Raw genomic sequence first — 18,135 nt, 5'->3', positions numbered from 1 at the left:
GTCCGGAACCCGCCGAGCGGTGCTGAAACGCGGGCCTACTTCTTGTCCAGCACGTCCTGGACCTGCGCGCGGACGTCGTCCGTGGCCAGGCCGCGGATCGTCAGCGTCGTACGGCGGCGCAGCACGTCGTCCGCCGTCTCGGCCCACTCGTTGTCCCGGGCCCACACCACCTGCGCCCAGATCTCCGGGGCGTCCGGGTGGACGCGCTGCGCCAGCTCCGGGCTCTCGTTCGCGAGCCGGGCGATGTCGAAGGCGAGCGAACCGTAGTGCGTGGCCAGGTGCCTGGCGGTGTCCGCCGCCATGCGCGGGCCGGGCGCCGAACCGTCCACCAGCAGCCGGTGAGCCACCGCGCGCGGGTTGGCCACGCCGGGCAGCGGCAGCTTCTTCGGCAGCGACGCGATCGGCTCGAAGTCGTCGCCCAGCGGGTGGCCCGGCAGCGCCTCCAGCTTCTTCATCACCGTACGGCCGATGTGGCGGAAGGTGGTCCACTTGCCGCCGGCGACGGACAGCATGCCGCCCCGGCCCTCGGTGACGACCGTCTCGCGCTTGGCCTTCGCCGTGTCACCGGGGCCGCCCGGCAGCACGCGCAGACCGGCGAAGGAGTACGTGATGAGGTCCCGGCCGAGCTGCTGGTCGCGGATGGAGAACGCGGCCTCGTCCAGGATCTGGGCTATGTCCTTGTCGTTGACCGCGACGTCCGCCGGGTCGCCCTCGAACTCCTCGTCGGTCGTGCCGAGCAGCAGCATGTCCTCCCAGGGGAGGGCGAAGGTGATCCGGTACTTGTCGATCGGGGTGGCCAGCGCCGCCTTCCACGGCGCGGTGCGCTTGAGCACCAGGTGCGCGCCCTTGGAGAGCCGGATCGACGGAGCAGCGGCGGGGTCCTCCATGCGGCGCAGGTGGTCGACCCACGGTCCGGTGGCGTTGAGCACCAGGCGGGCGTTCACCCCGAACTCGTCGCCGGACAGCCGGTCCTTCAGCTCGGCGCCGGTCACCCGGCCGTTGGTGAAGCGCAGGCCGGTGACCTCGGCGTGGTTGAGGACCACGGCGCCGGACTCGACCGCCGCGCGGACGGTCATCAGGGCCATGCGCGCGTCGTTCATCTGGTCGTCGCCGTACACGGCCACGGCCTTGAGGTTGTCGGTGCGCAGCTCCGGCACGTCCTGCGCGGCCTTGGCCGGGGAGAGCAGGTGGCCGACGCCGTCGCCGAAGGCGGACAGCGCCGAGTACGCGAAGACGCCGGCCCCGAGCTTCGCCGCGCCGTGCGGCCCGCCCTTGTACACGGGGAGGTAGAAGGTGAGCGGGTTCGCCAGGTGGGGGGCCACCTGGCGGGAGACCGCACGGCGTTCGAAGTGGTTCTCCGCCACCAGCTTCACCGCGCCGGTCTGCAGGTAGCGCAGTCCGCCGTGGAGCAGCTTGGAGGAGGCGGAGGAGGTGGCGCCGGCGAAGTCGCCGGCGTCGACCACGGCCACCCTGAGACCGGACTGCGCGGCGTGCCAGGCGGTGGAGATGCCCAGGATGCCGCCGCCGATCACGAGAAGGTCGTACGACGCCTTGGAGAGCTGCTCCCGGGTCTCGGCCCGGCTCGGGTTGGAGCCGGAGGCCGGGTGCGTACCCAGGGCAGGCACGGACTGCAGGGTGGACTGAGTGGTCATGGTGGTTCTTACTCCTCGTCCTCGAGCCAGCCCATGGTCCGCTCGACGGCCTTGAGCCAGCTCTTGTACTCACGGTCGCGGATGTCCGCGTCCATGCGGGGGGTCCACTCGGCGGCCCGCCGCCAGTTGGCGCGCAGGTCGTCGGTGCTGTTCCAGAAGCCGACGGCCAGGCCGGCGGCGTAGGCGGCGCCGAGGCAGGTGGTCTCGGCGACCATCGGGCGCACCACGGGGGCGTCCACGAAGTCGGCGAGGGTCTGCATCAGCAGGTTGTTGGAGGTCATGCCGCCGTCGACCTTGAGCGCGGTCAGCTCCACGCCGGAGTCCTTCGTCATGGCGTCCGCGATCTCCCGCGTCTGCCAGGCGGTGGCCTCCAGGACGGCGCGCGCGAGGTGCGCCTTGGTCACGTACCGGGTCAGGCCGGCGATCACACCGCGGGCGTCGGAGCGCCAGTACGGGGCGAACAGGCCGGAGAAGGCCGGCACGAAGTAGGCGCCGCCGTTGTCCTCCACGGTCAGGGCGAGGGTCTCGATCTCGGCGGCGGTGGAGATCAGGCCCATCTGGTCGCGCATCCACTGCACCAGCGAACCGGTGACGGCGATCGAGCCCTCCAGGGCGTAGACCGTGTCCTGGTCGCCGATCTTGTAGCCGACCGTGGTCAGCAGGCCCGAGTAGGAGTTGATCAGCTTGTCACCGGTGTTCATCACCATGAAGGTGCCGGTGCCGTACGTCGACTTGGTCTCGCCCTCGGAGAAGCAGGTCTGCCCGAACAGCGCCGCCTGCTGGTCGCCGAGCGCCGAGGCGACCGGGATGCCGCCGAGCAGCTCGCCGAGGCGGCCGCCGGTGATCTCGCCGTACACCTCGGCGGAGGAGCGGATCTCGGGGAGCATCTGCATCGGCACGCCGATCGACTCGGCGATCTTCTCGTCCCACGCCATGGTGTGCAGGTTCATCAGCATGGTGCGGGAGGCGTTGGTGACGTCGGTGACGTGCTTGCCGCCGTTCACCCCGCCGGTCAGGTTCCAGATGACCCAGGTGTCCATGGTGCCGAAGAGCAGGTCGCCCGCCTCGGCGCGCTCGCGCAGACCGTCGACGTTGTCCAGCAGCCAGCGGGCCTTGGGGCCGGCGAAGTAGGAGGCGAGCGGCAGGCCGGTCTCGCGGCGGAAGCGGTCCTGGCCGACGTTGCGGCCGAGCTCCCTGCACAGGGCGTCGGTGCGGGTGTCCTGCCAGACGATGGCGTTGTGGACGGGCTCACCGGTGTTCCTGTCCCAGACGAGGGTGGTCTCGCGCTGGTTGGTGATGCCGATGGCCTTGATGTCGTCGCGGGTGATGCCGGCCTTCTCGACGGCTCCGGCGACGACCTCCTGGACGTTGGTCCAGATCTCGGTGGCGTCGTGCTCGACCCAGCCCGGCTTGGGGAAGATCTGCTCGTGCTCCTTCTGGTCGACGGAGACGATGCGCCCGTCGCGGTCGAAGACGATGCAGCGCGAGGAGGTCGTGCCCTGGTCGATCGCGGCGATGAACGGCCCGTGGCCGTGGGAGGCGATGCCGGTGGTGTGGGCGTCGGTCACTGTGTGCTCCTGGGGTTCCGTGGTGGGTGGCGGTGGCCGGTGCGTACGGCGCGTGGTCTGCGGCTCGATGATCGCCGAGCGGGGGCCCGCTCAGGCGAACGCGACGTTGTAGACACCTCCGGCGATCGCACCGCCGATCAGCGGACCGACGACCGGGATCCAGGCGTAGGACCAGTCGGAGCCGCCCTTGTTGGGCAGCGGCAGCAGGGCGTGCACGATGCGCGGGCCGAGGTCGCGGACCGGGTTGATCGCGTACCCCGTCGGACCGCCGAGCGACAGACCGATGGAGACCACGACGAAGCCGGTGATCAGGGCGCCCAGGATGCCGAGGCCGTTGCCCTCGTCGTTCAGGCCCTGGGTGAGGATGGCGAGCAGCAGCACGAAGGTGCCGATGATCTCGGTGGCGAGGTTCTGGACCGTGTGCCGGATCTCGGGGCCGGTGGAGAAGACGCCCAGGACCGGGCCCGCGCCCTTCTCCTGCGCCTCGACGGACTTGGCCGTCGTGTCCTGTGCGCCGGGGCCGCCGACGATCTCGCGGTCGGTGAGGTGGGCCTGGAACTGGCCGTAGTAGGCGACCCAGACCAGGACCGCGCCGATCATGGCGCCGAGGAGCTGACCCGCGAAGTAGGTCGGGGTGTTGCTCCAGTCGCCGTCCTTGATCGCGATACCGACGGTCACGGCCGGGTTGAGGTGGGCGCCGGAGAGCGGACCCGATATGTACGCCGCCGTCATGACCGCGAAGCCCCACCCGAAGGCGATGGCGAGCCAGCCGGCGTTGCGGGCCTTGGAGGCCTTGAGCGTGACGGCGGCACACACGCCGCCGCCGAGCAGGATGAGCAGGGCGGTACCGATGGTCTCGCCGATGAAGATGTCGGAGCTGGACACCCGCGACTCCTTTGTCCTTCGTCCAGGGAAAGCCGAACCCCGGGTCCCTCCGGGTGTTCCGGCGCCCTCGGTGTGAGAGCGATGGCGGCCCTTGGCACTGTGGACACTCTAACGCGTATTGCCGGTAGGTGTTCGACAATGCCGACCGATGGACGCGAGTCTCGTTCGGCGTCACGCGTGCGTCAAGAGCTGTGTTATCGAAAGCACGATCGTTATTGATCGTCGTGGGTTATCGATCTCCCGCCGGGTCGTGCCGCGGGAACGTCGGAGGCCGGAACACCTTCGGTGTCCCGGCCCTTGTCTGCCGCTGCCGGCCCGTGCCGGCCCGTGGCTGCCCGTGTCGGCGCGTGTCGGCGCGTGTGTGTTCTAGAACCGCCCGGCGCCCAGGTCCCGCGACACCGCGCGGGCGCAGTCCCGCACCGCCGCGACCAGCTCGGGCCGCAGCTCGCCCTCCCGGCACAGCCGTTCCACGGCCCCGGTGATGCCGACCGCCCCGACCGGCATGCGCCTGCGGTCGTGGATGGGGGCGGCGATGGAGGCGATGCCCTCCCAGGTCTCCTCGACGTCGGCGGCGTACCCACGCGCGCGCGTGATGTCCAGAACGTGCTCGAAGCTGTCCGGCTCGCAGACGGTCCGGTCCGTGAACGCCTTGCGGTCGGCCTCCAGCGCCTCGCTGTGCGCCACCGGGTCGTACGCCGACAGCACCTTGCCGAGCGCCGTGGAGTGCAGCGGCTGCATGGCCCCGATCTCCAGGACCTGCCGGCTGTCGTCGGGCCGGAAGACGTGGTGCACGATCAGGACACCCTGCTGGTGCAGGACCCCGAGGTGGACGCTCTCGCCGCTGGACCGGGCCAGGTCGTCGGTCCACACCAGGGCGCGGGCCCGCAGTTCGTGCACGTCCAGGTAGGTCGTGCCCAGGCGCAGCAGCTCCGCGCCCAGCTGGTAGCGCCCGGAGGCGTCGTCCTGCTCCACGAACCCCTCCTGCTGGAGGGTGCGCAGGATGCCGTGCGCCGTGCCTTTGGCCAGACCCAGCGACGAGGCGATGTCCGACAGGCCGAGCCGCCGCTCGCCGCCCGCGAGCAGGCGCAGCATCGCGGCCGCCCGCTCGAGCGACTGGATGTTCCGTGCCATCGACGTACTGCCTCCGTCCCCTTCGACTGCCGACCTCGGCGTCGCTGACGTCGTTCGGCAATGCCGAACACTACCGGTCCATGTCGACCTCCCGCCAATGGTCGGCGGGCAACTGTTGCACTTCGGCCACTTCCCGGTGGCCGCGGACGTCCCGTACGAGGCGCGTGCACCCCGCACGTGCGCCGGGTGCGGGCCACCGCCGGAGCGGGACGTCCGGGCGCCCGGGAGGCTCGTCCGTTCGGCGGGTATTCGCCCCGCCATCCTCGTCCGTCTCGTGGACGCCCTGACCATCGGCCCCCGGTCCCGGCTACCCTGGCGGCGTGCGTTCTCCCCGGGGACGTCCGCGACGGGCGGCACCGGGCAGAGGCAAAGCCGACAGCCGTCGCATCCTAGGGAGCCCTTTCATGGCCTCGTCGCCATCCACCCCGCCCGCCGACACCCGCACCCGCGTGTCCGCCCTCCGAGAGGCCCTCGCCACCCGCGTGGTGGTCGCCGACGGCGCCATGGGCACCATGCTCCAGGCCCAGAACCCCACGCTGGACGACTTCCAGCAGCTCGAAGGGTGCAACGAGGTCCTGAACCTCACCCGGCCCGACATCGTCCGCTCGGTGCACGAGGAGTACTTCGCGGCCGGGGTCGACTGCGTCGAGACCAACACCTTCGGCGCCAACCACTCCGCCCTCGGGGAGTACGACATCCCCGAGCGCGTCCACGAACTGTCCGAGGCCGGCGCACGCGTCGCCCGCGAGGTCGCCGACGAGTTCGGCGCCCGCGACGGCCGGCAGCGCTGGGTGCTGGGCTCCATGGGCCCCGGCACCAAGCTCCCCACCCTCGGCCACGCCCCGTACACCGTCCTGCGCGACGCCTACCAGCGCAACGCCGAGGGCCTGGTCGCCGGCGGCGCGGACGCACTGCTCGTGGAGACCACGCAGGACCTGCTCCAGACCAAGGCCTCCGTGCTCGGCGCCCGGCGCGCCCTGGACGCCCTGGGCCTCGACCTGCCGCTCATCGTGTCCGTCACCGTCGAGACCACCGGCACCATGCTGCTCGGCTCCGAGATCGGCGCCGCGCTCACCGCGCTGGAACCGCTCGGCATCGACATGATCGGCCTGAACTGCGCGACCGGCCCCGCCGAGATGAGCGAGCACCTGCGCTACCTCGCCCGGCACTCCCGCATCCCGCTGACCTGCATGCCCAACGCCGGTCTGCCCGTCCTCGGCAAGGACGGCGCCCACTACCCGCTGACCGCGCCCGAGCTGGCCGACGCGCACGAGACCTTCGTCCGCGAGTACGGCCTGTCCCTGGTCGGCGGCTGCTGCGGCACCACCCCCGAGCACCTGCGCCAGGTCGTGGAGCGGGTCCGGGACACCGCCCCCACCGCACGCGACCCGCGCCCCGAGCCCGGCGCCGCCTCGCTCTACCAGACCGTGCCCTTCCGCCAGGACACCTCCTACCTCGCCATCGGCGAGCGCACCAACGCCAACGGTTCGAGGAAGTTCCGCGAGGCCATGCTGGACGGCCGCTGGGACGACTGCGTCGAGATGGCCCGCGACCAGATCCGCGAAGGCGCGCACATGCTCGACCTCTGCGTCGACTACGTCGGCCGGGACGGCGTCGCCGACATGGAGGAACTGGCCGGACGGTTCGCCACCGCCTCCACGCTGCCGATCGTGCTGGACTCCACCGAGGTCGACGTCATCCGGGCCGGCCTGGAGAAGCTCGGCGGCCGCGCGGTGATCAACTCGGTCAACTACGAGGACGGCGCCGGCCCCGAATCCCGGTTCGCCCGCGTCACGACGCTCGCCCGGGAGCACGGCGCCGCGCTGATCGCGCTGACCATCGACGAGGTGGGACAGGCCCGCACCGCCGAGAAGAAGGTCGAGATCGCCGAACGGCTCATCGACGACCTCACCGGCAACTGGGGCATCCACGAGTCCGACATCCTCGTCGACTGTCTGACCTTCACCATCTGCACCGGCCAGGAGGAGTCCCGGGGGGACGGCCTGGCCACCATCGAGGGCATCCGGGAACTCAAGCGGCTCCACCCGGACGTACAGACCACGCTCGGCCTGTCGAACATCTCCTTCGGCCTCAACCCGGCCGCCCGCATCCTGCTCAACTCCGTCTTCCTCGACGAATGCGTCAAGGCCGGCCTGGACTCGGCGATCGTGCACGCGAGCAAGATCCTGCCGATCGCCCGCTTCGACGAGGAGCAGGTCACCACCGCGCTCGACCTGATCTACGACCGCCGCCGCGAGGGCTACGACCCGCTGCAGAAGCTCATGCAGCTCTTCGAGGGCGCCACCGCCAAGTCGCTGAAGGCCTCCAAGGCCGAGGAACTGGCCGCCCTCCCGCTCGAGGAGCGCCTCAAGCGCCGCATCATCGACGGCGAGAAGAACGGCCTCGAACAGGACCTCGACGAGGCCCTCCAGGAGCGCCCGGCGCTCGACATCGTCAACGACACCCTGCTCGACGGCATGAAGGTCGTCGGCGAGCTGTTCGGCTCCGGCCAGATGCAGCTGCCGTTCGTGCTCCAGTCCGCCGAGGTCATGAAGACCGCGGTGGCCCACCTGGAGCCGCACATGGAGAAGACCGACGACGACGGCAAGGGCACCATCGTGCTGGCCACCGTCCGCGGCGACGTCCACGACATCGGCAAGAACCTCGTCGACATCATCCTGTCCAACAACGGCTACAACGTCGTCAACCTCGGCATCAAGCAGCCCGTCTCCGCGATCCTGGAAGCGGCCGACGAACACCGGGCCGACGTCATCGGCATGTCCGGCCTCCTGGTCAAGTCCACGGTGATCATGAAGGAGAACCTGGAGGAGCTGAACCAGCGCAAGCTGGCCGCCGACTACCCGGTCATCCTCGGCGGCGCGGCCCTCACCAGGGCCTACGTCGAGCAGGACCTCCACGAGATCTACGACGGCGAGGTCCGCTACGCCCGCGACGCCTTCGAGGGCCTGCGCCTGATGGACGCGCTGATCGGCATCAAGCGCGGCGTGCCCGGCGCCAAGCTGCCGGAGCTGAAGCAGCGCCGGGTGCGGGCCGCCACCGTCGAGATCGACGAGCGTCCCGAGGAAGGCCACGTCCGCTCCGACGTCGCCACCGACAACCCGGTCCCCGCCCCGCCCTTCCGCGGCACCCGCGTCGTCAAGGGCATCCAGCTCAAGGAGTACGCCTCCTGGCTGGACGAGGGCGCCCTCTTCAAGGGCCAGTGGGGCCTCAAGCAGGCCCGCACCGGCGAGGGACCCTCCTACGAGGAACTGGTCGAGTCCGAGGGCAGGCCGCGGCTGCGCGGCCTGCTCGACCGGCTCCAGACGGACAACCTGCTGGAGGCGGCCGTGGTCTACGGCTACTTCCCCTGCGTCTCCAAGGACGACGACCTGATCGTCCTCGACGACGACGGCAACGAACGCACCCGCTTCACCTTCCCCCGCCAGCGCCGCGGCCGGCGCCTGTGCCTGGCCGACTTCTTCCGCCCGGAGGAGGCCGGCGAGATCGACGTGGTCGGCTTCCAGGTCGTCACCGTCGGCTCCCGCATCGGCGAGGAGACGGCCCGCATGTTCGAGGCCAACGCCTACCGCGACTACCTCGAACTGCACGGCCTGTCCGTCCAGCTCGCCGAGGCCCTCGCCGAGTACTGGCACGCGCGCGTGCGCTCGGAACTCGGCTTCGCCGGGGAGGACCCGGCCGAGATGGAGGACATGTTCGCCCTGAAGTACCGGGGCGCCCGCTTCTCCCTCGGCTACGGCGCCTGCCCCGACCTGGAGGACCGCGCCAAGATCGCGGCCCTCGTCGAGCCGGAGCGCATCGGCGTCCACCTCTCCGAGGAGTTCCAGCTCCACCCCGAGCAGTCCACCGACGCCATCGTCATCCACCACCCGGAGGCCAAGTACTTCAACGCCCGCTGAGGCCCCGCAGGGCCTCCCGGGCCTCACCAGGCGTTCGCGCCCCGCACGACGTACACTGGTCGGTCCACCGCAGGCCGGCTCCCTTCGTGGGAGCCGGCCTGATCGTCCCTCAAGGAGGTACGTGGATGACCAGTACGGTCCCCGCGCTCGGAACCCGTACGGCCGAGGGCTCCGCCCTGCAGGCGGTGCTCCTCGACATGGACGGCACCCTGGTGGACACCGAGGGCTTCTGGTGGGACGTCGAGGTGGAGGTCTTCGCCTCCCTCGGCCACACCCTGGACGACTCCTGGCGCCACGTCGTGGTCGGCGGCCCCATGACCCGCAGCGCGGGCTTCCTCATCGAGGCCACCGGCGCCGACATCACCCTCGCCGAACTCAGCGTCCTGCTCAACGACGGCTTCGAGCAGCGCATCGGCCGTGACCTGCCGCTCATGCCCGGCGCCGCCCGGCTGCTCGCGGAGCTCTCCGCGCACGAGATCCCCACGGCCCTGGTCTCCGCCTCGCACCGGCGCATCATCGACCGCGTGCTGACCTCCCTCGGCCCCCAGCACTTCGCCCTGACCGTCGCCGGTGACGAGGTGCCGCGCACCAAGCCCCACCCCGATCCCTACCTGGCCGCCGCGGCCGGACTCGGCGCGGACCCGGCCCGGTGCGCCGTCGTCGAGGACACCGCGACCGGCGTCGCCGCCGCGGAGTCGGCCGGCTGCCACGTCGTGGCGGTGCCCTCGGTCGCCCCCATCACCGCGGCCGTCCGGCGCACGGTGGTCACCTCCCTGGAAGAGGTCGACCTGACATTTCTGCGCGGTCTGATGACGCACATGCGCTAGCCGTTCACCGAGCGTGCAGCGGTGTCGGCACGGCAATTCCGGGAAATGGCCCCGCGGCACGACCCGACGGATGTGCACCGACCATTTCCACCGCCCCGGATGGCCGAATTCCAGCAGGAGCAGCTGAAGACCAGCTGTGATGTTCACCACGCCCCCGGGGGTCGACAGCGGGGCTCAGGTGTGCTGCCGCGAGCTTGGCGAACGTTGTCGAGGAGCCTTTGTGTCCTGATTGGTGAAACCCTGCACGAATCCTTCCACTGTCGGGTTTTCGGTGTGTCCACACCCGGTTTCGCTCCGTGATGAGCCCTCAACTCCGGTGGCTGCGAGCGCCCGTGCGGGCGCGGACTAATCTCGTGGCAAGAACATCGGCCACTACCCCCGTGATCCGCCGCGACACCCCTGCATGCCGGATACACGGACCGACAGCTCTGGAGAAACTCGAGCATGAACCGCAAGACTTTGGTGCTGCCGGCCGTCGTCGGTCTGCTCGCGCCGGTGCTCGCCGCCTGCGGCGGATCGGACAGCGGCAGCGGCGACGGGGACGCGATCGCCGTCGGCACCACGGACGGGTTCAGCGTCTCGAAAGAGATCACCGCGCCCTTCGACCCGGCGTACGCCTACGACGTCGGCGCCTGGAACATCATGCGCCAGACCTCGCAGACGCTGATGGTGCTGCCCCGCGGTGACGGCGAACCCGTGCCCGAGGCCGCGCAGCAGTGCGGATTCACCGACACCGGCAACGAGCGCTACGCGTGCACCCTGCGAGACGGCCTGGAGTTCGCCAACGGCGACCCCGTCACCGCCGAGGACGTGAAGTACTCCATCGAGCGCGTCCGGAAGATCGACGCCGACACCGAGGTGGCGTCGCTGCTGTCCACCGTGGACACGGTCGAGACGAAGGGCGACCGCGAGGTCATCTTCCACCTCAACACCGCCGACGCCACCTTCCCGTTCAAGCTGTCGACGCCGGTCGCCGGCATCGTCAACCCGGACGAATACGAGAAGGACAAGCTGCGCGACGGCTTCGAGCTGACCGGCTCGGGCCCGTACACGATGAAGGCCGAGGTCAAGGGCGACGAGATGACCAAGGCCGTGTTCACCAAGAACCCCAATTACAAGGGGAGTCTCAAGGTGAACAACGACAAGGTCGAACTCGTGTCCTTCGCCGACGCCGAGGCCATGGGCGACGCCATCGACAAGGGCGACATCGACGTGATGACCCGCGCGATGACGCCGGAACAGATCCAGAACCTGTCCAAGGCCACGGACGGCGACGTCGACCTGGTCGAGGTGGCCGGTCTCGAGATCCGCTACCTCGCCTTCAACACGGACGCCGCCTCGGTCAAGGACAAGGCCGTCCGCGTCGCCATGGCCCAGCTGATCAACCGCAGCGAACTCGTCTCCGCGGTCTACGGATCCCAGGCCGAACCGCTGTACTCGATGGTTCCGGCCGGCATCACCGGCCACTCCAACTCGTTCTTCAACAAGTACGGCGACCCCAGTGTCGCCAAGGCGAAGGCGATGCTGGAGGACGCGGACGTCACCACGCCGGTCAAGCTGACGCTGGACTACACGACGGACCACTACGGCGCCGCGACCAAGCCGGAGTTCGAGCAGCTCCAGAAGCAGCTGAACGACAGCGGCCTGTTCGACGTCGACATCAAGGGCACGCCCTGGGAGAAGTTCCACAAGGCGGAGCGGAACCGCGAGTACGACGTCTTCGGCATGGGCTGGTTCCCCGACTTCCCGGACGCGGACAGCTTCATCGCGCCGTTCCTCGACAAGAAGAACACCCTCAACATCCCGTACTCCAACCCGGAGATCATCAACAACCTGATCCCCGGCTCCCGCGGCGAGGCCGACCGGCTCTCCGCGGTGGACACCCTCACCGAGATCCAGGACATCACCGCCAAGGACGTCCCGCTGATCCCGCTCTGGCAGGGCAAGCAGTACGTCGCCACCCGCGACGACGTCACCGGCACGGCCTACCTCCTCAACTCCTCCTCCTCGCTCCAGCTGTGGGAGCTGGGCCGGGGCGTGAGCGACTGACGCCGGCACCGGACAAACCCGAAGGGCGCCCTCTTCCCGTCCGGAAGAGGGCGCCCTTCGCGTTGCGCACGGACCGCGGACAGCGGCTACGCGCAGGGAGCGGCTGCGGCTACTGGGCGCCGGGACGCACCAGACCGCTCTCGTACGCGTACACCGCGGCCTGCACCCGGTCCCGCAGGCCCAGCTTGGTCAGCACGTGCCCCACATGCGTTTTGACGGTGGTCTCGCTGACGAACAGGTCCGCGGCGATCTCCGCGTTGGACAGCCCCCGGGCCACCAGCTTCAGCACCTCGACCTCACGGTCCGTGAGCGTGTGCAAGGTGTCCGGCACCGGCTCGTCCCCGGAGGGCAGATGCGTGGCGTACTTGTCGAGCAGCCGCCGGGTGATGCTCGGCGCGAGCATCGCCTCGCCGTTCGCCACCACCCGGATCGCCTGCACCAGTTCGTTGGCCGGGGCGTCCTTGAGCAGGAAGCCGCTGGCGCCCGCCTTCAGCGCCTCCACGACGTACTCGTCCAGGTCGAAGGTGGTCAGCACCAGCACCTTCGCCGGACCGTCCCGCTCGGGCCCGGTGATCTGGCGGGTCGCCTCCACACCGTCCATCCGCGGCATGCGGATGTCCATCAGCACCACATCGGGCTGCAGCGCCCGCACCTGGTCGAGCGCCTGGAGGCCGTCTCCGGCCTCGCCGACGACCGCGAGGTCCTGCTCCGCCTCCAGAATCATCCGGAAGCCCGTGCGCAGCAGCGGCTGGTCGTCGACCAGTAGGACGCGGATGGCCACGTAAGTCTCCTTCTCGCTAGTCCGGCCCCATTCTGCCCTGCTCGGTGCCGGCGGAGTCGGCCGCCCTCACCGGCAGCGGGTAGGGCGGGGGAGTGCCGCCGAACTCCGGACAGTGCGCCTGGTGGTCGCACCAGCCGCACAGCTTGGTGGGACGCGGCCGCCAGTCACCCGTCTCGGTCGCCAGCCGGATCGCCTCCCACAGCGCCAGCAGCTTGCGCTCGACCCGCTCCAGGTCCGCCAGGACAGGGTCATACGTGAGCACGTCACCGCTGCCCAGATAGACCAGCTGCAGGCGCCGCGGGACGACCTTCTTCAGCCGCCACACCACCAGCGCGTAGAACTTCATCTGGAACAGCGCGCCCTCCGCGTACTGCGGCCGGGGTGCCTTGCCCGTCTTGTAGTCGACGATCCGCACCTCGCCGGTGGGGGCCACGTCGACCCGGTCGATGATGCCCCGCAGCCGCAGCCCGGAGTCCAGCTCGGCCTCGACGAACAGCTCCCGCTCGGCGGGCTCCAGGCGGCTCGGGTCCTCCAGGCTGAACCAGCGCTCGACGAGCCGCTCCGCCTCGTCGAGCCACTGTGCGAGCCGCTCGCCCTCCGGGTCGTCCGCGAACAGCTCACCGACCTCCGGCCTGCTCTCCCGCAGCCGGTCCCACTGACCGGGGACCAGCGCCCTAGCCGCCGGCGCGGTGCGCTCGGCCGCCGGGGCGTCGAAGAGCCGCTCCAGCACCGCGTGCACCAGGGTGCCCCTGGTCGCCGCCTCGCTGGGCTTCTCCGGCAGCCGGTCGATGACCCGGAACCGGTACAGCAGCGGGCACTGCATGAAGTCACCGGCCCGGGAGGGCGAGAGCGAGGTGGGCGGTATCGCCACAGGTGCGGGCGCGGCGGCCGGGGCCGTCGCCTCCGACGCCAGGGGCTGCGGCTCCACCGCCGCGTCCGCCCGGTCCACCACTGCCGCCACCGGTCGGGCTGGTCCGCCGGCGTCCTCCGCGACGTCCTCGGTACTCGTCTCCATGCCCACAGACCTTACGGCCGGGCACTGACAACGACCCAGCCCGCAGGCGTGACCCGTGTGACGGATGGGAAGCACAGGGGTGCCGGAGCGGAAGGGGCGTCGACGGACGCATACCATCGACACGAGACCCTCCCGTCCGCAGGCGGGAGACGCTTCGAACGAGGGGACACCGTGGACGTGAGCGGCGGGAGCGGGCAGCCGCGGTCCGGCAACGACGAGTCGGCCGAGCCCCAGGCACATCCCACGGCCCCGGCCGCCGACGACCCCACCGACTCCGCACCACTGGAACCCACGGGTCCGACGAACACGGGCCCGACGGCCCCGGGCCCCGAGGAGCGTGGGACCGAAGCCCCGGGCCCCGAGGCACCGGGCTCCGAGATGCCGGGCCGCGAGGCGGCGGGCTCCGAGATGCCGGGTTCCGAGGCGCCGGGTTCCGAGATGCCGGGCTCCGAGGCCTCGGGCTTCGAGACGCCGGGCCGCGAGGGGTCGGGCTCCGAGGCGTCGGGCTCCGAGATGCCGGGCCGCGAGACGCCGGGCTCCGACGCGCCGGGCTCCGACGCGCCGGGCTCCGAGGCGCCGGGCCACGGGACGCCGGGCTCCGAGGCCTCGGGCGCCCAGACTCCAGGCCCTGCGACCCCGGGTGCGCAGGCGCCGACGCCGCCCAGGCCGGGGGAGACCCCCGGCGAAGCCCCCGCCGTACCCGGCGAGCCCGGCCGGGACGTCCCGGATGGCGTGACCGGGCAACAACCGGAGCCGGGTGCCGGTGGCCGGCGCGACACGGACGCCCGGCCGACATCACCGTCGGACGGTGACCGTCCCTCCGCAGCCCCCCAGGCCCCCCAAGCCCCAGCAACCCCCAGGCCCACCGAACCGGCCGCAGGCCCCCGGCACGCCGCTCACGGCACCGGAACCCCGCACCACCACCGCGCCGAGGCCCACACCGAGGGCGCGGGCGGGCCGGGCAAGCCGCCGCAGCGCCGACCGGAACCCGGGGGCGGGCTGCTCATGGGCCGGCCCTTCGGCGTGCCCGTGTACGTCGCCCCCAGCTGGTTCCTGGTCGCCGTCCTGATCACCTGGGTGTTCGGCGGCCAGCTCGACCGCGTACTGCCCGAGCTGGGCGCCGCCCGCTACCTGGTCTCCCTCTTCTTCGCCGTCGCCTTCTACGCCTCCGTCCTCGTCCACGAGCTGGCCCACACCGTCGCCGCCCTCCGCTTCAAGCTCCCCGTCCGCCGCATCCAGCTCCAGTTCTTCGGCGGCGTCTCCGAGATCGAGAAGGAAGCCGAAACCCCCGGCCGCGAATTCGTGCTGGCCTTCGTCGGCCCCCTGCTCTCCCTCGTCCTCTCCGGCGTCTTCTACGCCGCCCTGCTGCCCGTGGAGCCCGACAGCGTCGCCGGCGTGCTGCTGGCCGGCCTGATGGTCTCCAACCTCATCGTGGCCGTCTTCAACCTGCTGCCCGGCCTCCCCCTCGACGGCGGCCGCATGCTCCGCGCCGTCGTCTGGAAGATCACCGGCAAACCGATGAGCGGAACGATCGCCGCCGCCTGGGTCGGCCGCGCCCTCGCCATCGCCGTACTGATCGGCCTGCCGCTGCTCACCCAGTCCCTCGGCAGCGACGCCGCGGACGACGTCGGCATGGACACCGTCATGGACGCGCTGCTCGCCGCCATCCTCGCCGCGATCATCTGGACCGGCGCCGGAAACAGCCTCCGCATGGCCCGCCTGCGCGAACACCTCCCCGAACTGCGCGCCCGCGCCCTCACCCGGCGCGCCGTCCCCGTGCAGGCCGACACCCCCCTCTCCGAGGCCCTGCGGCGCGCCAACGCGTCCGGCGCCCGCGCCCTGGTCGTCGTCGACGGCGAAGGCACCCCGGCCTCCCTGGTCCGCGAGGCCGCCATCGTCGGCGTACCCGAGCACCGCCGCCCCTGGGTACCGGTCAGCACCCTCGCCCAGGACCTCACCGACGGCATGCGCGTCTCCGCCGAACTGTCCGGCGAAGAACTCCTGGACGCTCTGCGCGCGAACCCGGCCACCGAGTACCTCGTCGTCGAGGAGACCGGCGAGATCTACGGCGTCCTGTCCGCGGCCGACGTGGAACGCGCCTTCGTCAAGGCCATGGCCCGCCCCTCCTGAGCACCGCTCTCCCAAAGCGGTGGTCGGAGGCCCGGCCGGGGACCGGTAGGCTGGTCACATGTCCGAACCGACCGGTGCCGCCCGCAGGCGCGGGCCCTTCAAGGTCGGGGACCAGGTTCAGCTGACCGACCCCAAGGGCCGCCACTACACGTTCACGCTCGAGGCCGGGAAGAACTTCCACACCCACAAGGGTTCCTTCCCCCACGACGAACTGATCGGTGCTCCGGAGGGCAGCGTCGTCCGCACCACCGGGAACGTCGCCTACCTCGCGCTGCGCCCCCTGCTCCCCGACTACGTCCTGTCCATGCCCCGAGGGGCAGCCGTCGTCTACCCGAAGGACGCGGGGCAGATCCTCGCCTTCGCCGACATCTTCCCCGGCGCACGCGTCGTGGAGGCCGGTGTGGGCTCCGGCTCCCTCAGCAGCTTCCTGCTGCGCGCCATCGGCGACCAGGGCATGCTGCACTCCTACGAGCGCCGCGAGGACTTCGCCGAGATCGCCCAGCAGAACGTCCAGCGCTACTTCGGCGGCCCGCACCCCGCCTGGCAGCTCACCGTCGGCGACCTCCAGGACAACCTGTCCGACGCCGACGTCGACCGCGTCATCCTCGACATGCTCGCCCCCTGGGAGTGCCTGGAAGCCGTCTCCAAGGCGCTCGTGCCCGGCGGCATCCTCTGCTGCTACGTCGCGACCACCACCCAGCTCGCCCGGACCGTCGAGTCCATCCGCGAGATCGGCTGCTTCAACGAGCCGACCTCCTGGGAGACGATGATCCGCAACTGGCACGTCGAGGGCCTCGCCGTCCGCCCCGACCACCGGATGATCGGCCACACCGGCTTCCTGCTCACCGCCCGCCGCCTCGCCGACGGCGTCGAGCCGCCCATGCGCCGCCGCCGCCCCGCCAAGGGCGCCTACGGCGAGGACTACGACGGCCCCAACGCCGACGGAGGCTCCGGCCGCTGAGACGGCCCCGTGCCGCGTACAACGTACAGACGCCGTGGTGCAGTTCCGGCAGCGTCCGGGAACTCCACCACGGCGTCGACGCGTTGACGGCGACCACCCGACGGGACGGGCGCCCGCACAGGAATCGGAACGATTACCCACCCCGCCGTTCCCCCGCACTGTGACGTGTGGCACGATGCTGGCCACCCCCACCGGCACAGCCCTCACAGGAGACACTCCTCGTGCAGCACCCCGCCGTTCCGGACCTCTCGCACACTCACACCCGGCCGATCCACTGGGTCGCCACCGCCACGGCCGTCGCGGGCGTGGTCGCCCTGTCCTCGGTCCTCCAGCCCGACGCCGCGACGGCCGCCCAGAGCGCCGACAAGGCCGCGGCCCCCGGACCGAGGAGTGCCCCCGCCCACATCGCGCCGCCGGACCCGGCCGCCGTGGCCTTCCCCCTGGACTGCGGCCCCGTCAAGGCGCTGGTGCAGAGGAAGGCCTCCGGCGACCTCGACGGCGACGGCCGCCCCGAAACGGTGGCCGCGGTGCACTGCGACGCACCCATGGGCACCCCGCCCGACGGCGTGTACGTCATCACACGGGACACCGACGGCGGCAAGCCCCGCGTCGTGGCCACCCTCGTGGACCCCAAGGACCGGCGCACGGCCACCGGACTCTCGGTGCGCGACGGCGCCGTCCGCGCCACTCTCCTCGGCTACTCGTCCACCGACGTGCCCAGTTGCTGCCCCGACGTCACCGACGACGTGAAGTGGCAGTGGAAGAACGGCGCGTTCGTCAGCGACACGCCCTCACAGGCACGCACCGTGTGACCGGCGACCCCGGGGCAGCCGGTGTGACACACCAGACAGCGGTCACGGAACGTACGCGCCAAGTCACATTTTGGTCACTCTGAGTCCGGGCCGTAGATCTCGGCCCTGTCCGAAACGCGACGCACATGGATGCACTCGCCCGGACACTCCTTAGCCGAGTCCACCACATCCGTGAGAAGCGTCAGCGGCACGGGCGTTGTCGCCCCCGGAGCCTGCAAAAGCTCGTCGTCCGCGCCCTTCACATAGGCCAGACCGTCGATGTCCAGCTCGAACACCTCGGGCGCGTACTGCGCGCAGATGCCGTCGCCGGTACACAGGTCCTGGTCGATCCAGACCTCCAGAGCCTCGCCGTCGACAACGGCCTCCTGCTGCACGCCCATATCTCCTGCCGTTTCCTGCGCCGAGCC

The 18,135-nt window shown here is 71.0% G+C and carries 13 protein-coding genes; 6 read left to right on the top strand and 7 right to left on the bottom strand.

The window, feature by feature from the left end; all coding sequences use genetic code 11:
* Positions 1 to 35 precede the first annotated feature (35 nt).
* The 4 genes from C4J65_RS05105 to C4J65_RS05090 all read right to left on the bottom strand — a co-directional run bounded on the left by C4J65_RS05105 (position 36) and on the right by C4J65_RS05090 (position 5,236).
* Positions 36 to 1,652, bottom strand: a complete 1,617-nt coding sequence (locus tag C4J65_RS05105) for a glycerol-3-phosphate dehydrogenase/oxidase (protein ID WP_115741295.1) — start codon at positions 1,650 to 1,652, stop codon at positions 36 to 38.
* A gap of 8 nt (positions 1,653 to 1,660) precedes the next feature.
* Positions 1,661 to 3,196: a glycerol kinase GlpK gene (glpK, locus tag C4J65_RS05100; protein ID WP_115746306.1), complete on the bottom strand. Its 1,536-nt coding sequence runs from the start codon at positions 3,194 to 3,196 to the stop codon at positions 1,661 to 1,663.
* 114 nt (positions 3,197 to 3,310) lie between these two features.
* The gene (locus C4J65_RS05095) at positions 3,311 to 4,105 is read right to left on the bottom strand and encodes an MIP/aquaporin family protein (protein WP_003977166.1); all 795 of its coding nucleotides are present in this window, start codon (positions 4,103 to 4,105) and stop codon (positions 3,311 to 3,313) included.
* Between the two features lie 366 nt (positions 4,106 to 4,471).
* Positions 4,472 to 5,236, bottom strand: a complete 765-nt coding sequence (locus tag C4J65_RS05090) for an IclR family transcriptional regulator (protein ID WP_003977167.1) — start codon at positions 5,234 to 5,236, stop codon at positions 4,472 to 4,474.
* A 404-nt stretch (positions 5,237 to 5,640) separates the two neighbouring features.
* On the opposite strand from C4J65_RS05090, the gene metH reads away from it, so the two are divergent.
* The 3 genes from metH (at position 5,641) to C4J65_RS05070 (ending at position 12,029) form a co-directional block, all read left to right on the top strand.
* Positions 5,641 to 9,153, top strand: a complete 3,513-nt coding sequence (gene metH / locus C4J65_RS05085) for a methionine synthase (protein ID WP_115741294.1) — start codon at positions 5,641 to 5,643, stop codon at positions 9,151 to 9,153.
* 125 nt (positions 9,154 to 9,278) lie between these two features.
* Entirely contained in the window at positions 9,279 to 9,980 is a 702-nt protein-coding gene (locus C4J65_RS05080; protein ID WP_115741293.1) for an HAD family phosphatase, read from the top strand.
* Positions 9,981 to 10,424: 444 nt separating this feature from the next.
* Positions 10,425 to 12,029 carry an ABC transporter substrate-binding protein gene (locus C4J65_RS05070; protein WP_115741291.1) on the top strand — a complete coding sequence of 535 codons (1,605 nt, stop codon included), beginning with the start codon at positions 10,425 to 10,427 and terminating at the stop codon, positions 12,027 to 12,029.
* Between the two features lie 109 nt (positions 12,030 to 12,138).
* On the opposite strand, the gene C4J65_RS05065 is transcribed toward C4J65_RS05070, so the two are convergent.
* Both C4J65_RS05065 and C4J65_RS05060 read right to left on the bottom strand, forming a co-directional pair.
* Positions 12,139 to 12,810, bottom strand: a complete 672-nt coding sequence (locus tag C4J65_RS05065) for a response regulator transcription factor (RefSeq protein ID WP_003977171.1) — start codon at positions 12,808 to 12,810, stop codon at positions 12,139 to 12,141.
* A gap of 16 nt (positions 12,811 to 12,826) precedes the next feature.
* On the bottom strand, positions 12,827 to 13,825 hold the full coding sequence (locus tag C4J65_RS05060; RefSeq protein ID WP_162833032.1) for a RecB family exonuclease: 999 nt from the start codon (positions 13,823 to 13,825) through the stop codon (positions 12,827 to 12,829).
* Positions 13,826 to 13,996: 171 nt separating this feature from the next.
* Here C4J65_RS05060 and C4J65_RS36505 point away from each other — a divergent pair, with 171 nt between their 5' ends.
* The 3 genes from C4J65_RS36505 to C4J65_RS05040 all read left to right on the top strand — a co-directional run bounded on the left by C4J65_RS36505 (position 13,997) and on the right by C4J65_RS05040 (position 17,728).
* A complete protein-coding gene (locus C4J65_RS36505; protein WP_240330376.1) occupies positions 13,997 to 15,955 on the top strand; it encodes a site-2 protease family protein in 1,959 nt (652 codons plus the stop codon).
* A 58-nt stretch (positions 15,956 to 16,013) separates the two neighbouring features.
* Positions 16,014 to 16,916 (top strand): tRNA (adenine-N1)-methyltransferase, encoded by a 903-nt coding sequence (locus tag C4J65_RS05045; RefSeq protein ID WP_115741289.1) that lies wholly within the window; start codon positions 16,014 to 16,016, stop codon positions 16,914 to 16,916.
* Between the two features lie 221 nt (positions 16,917 to 17,137).
* The gene (locus C4J65_RS05040; protein WP_115741288.1) at positions 17,138 to 17,728 is read left to right on the top strand and encodes a hypothetical protein; all 591 of its coding nucleotides are present in this window, start codon (positions 17,138 to 17,140) and stop codon (positions 17,726 to 17,728) included.
* A 74-nt stretch (positions 17,729 to 17,802) separates the two neighbouring features.
* Here C4J65_RS05040 and C4J65_RS05035 read toward each other — a convergent pair whose 3' ends face one another.
* On the bottom strand, positions 17,803 to 18,108 hold the full coding sequence (locus tag C4J65_RS05035) for a ferredoxin (protein WP_115741287.1): 306 nt from the start codon (positions 18,106 to 18,108) through the stop codon (positions 17,803 to 17,805).
* Between the last annotated feature and the right edge of the window lie 27 nt (positions 18,109 to 18,135).

It is taken from the genome of Streptomyces sp. CB09001 (genome assembly GCF_003369795.1).
In the GTDB taxonomy this organism is placed as follows: Bacteria; Actinomycetota; Actinomycetes; order Streptomycetales; family Streptomycetaceae; genus Streptomyces.
This window is presented reverse-complemented; position numbering and strand designations above follow the sequence as displayed.

What these genes read in the sequence shown, in the direction of transcription:
- C4J65_RS05105 (WP_115741295.1), bottom strand. Translation starts at nt 1,652, where the DNA reads ATGACCACTCAGTCCACCCTGCAGTCCGTGCCTGCCCTGGGTACGCAC.
- C4J65_RS05090 (WP_003977167.1), bottom strand. Translation starts at nt 5,236, where the DNA reads ATGGCACGGAACATCCAGTCGCTCGAGCGGGCGGCCGCGATGCTGCGC.
- metH (WP_115741294.1), top strand. Translation starts at nt 5,641, where the DNA reads ATGGCCTCGTCGCCATCCACCCCGCCCGCCGACACCCGCACCCGCGTG.
- C4J65_RS05080 (WP_115741293.1), top strand. Translation starts at nt 9,279, where the DNA reads ATGACCAGTACGGTCCCCGCGCTCGGAACCCGTACGGCCGAGGGCTCC.
- C4J65_RS05070 (WP_115741291.1), top strand. Translation starts at nt 10,425, where the DNA reads ATGAACCGCAAGACTTTGGTGCTGCCGGCCGTCGTCGGTCTGCTCGCG.
- C4J65_RS05060 (WP_162833032.1), bottom strand. Translation starts at nt 13,825, where the DNA reads ATGGAGACGAGTACCGAGGACGTCGCGGAGGACGCCGGCGGACCAGCC.
- C4J65_RS05045 (WP_115741289.1), top strand. Translation starts at nt 16,014, where the DNA reads ATGTCCGAACCGACCGGTGCCGCCCGCAGGCGCGGGCCCTTCAAGGTC.
- C4J65_RS05035 (WP_115741287.1), bottom strand. Translation starts at nt 18,108, where the DNA reads ATGGGCGTGCAGCAGGAGGCCGTTGTCGACGGCGAGGCTCTGGAGGTC.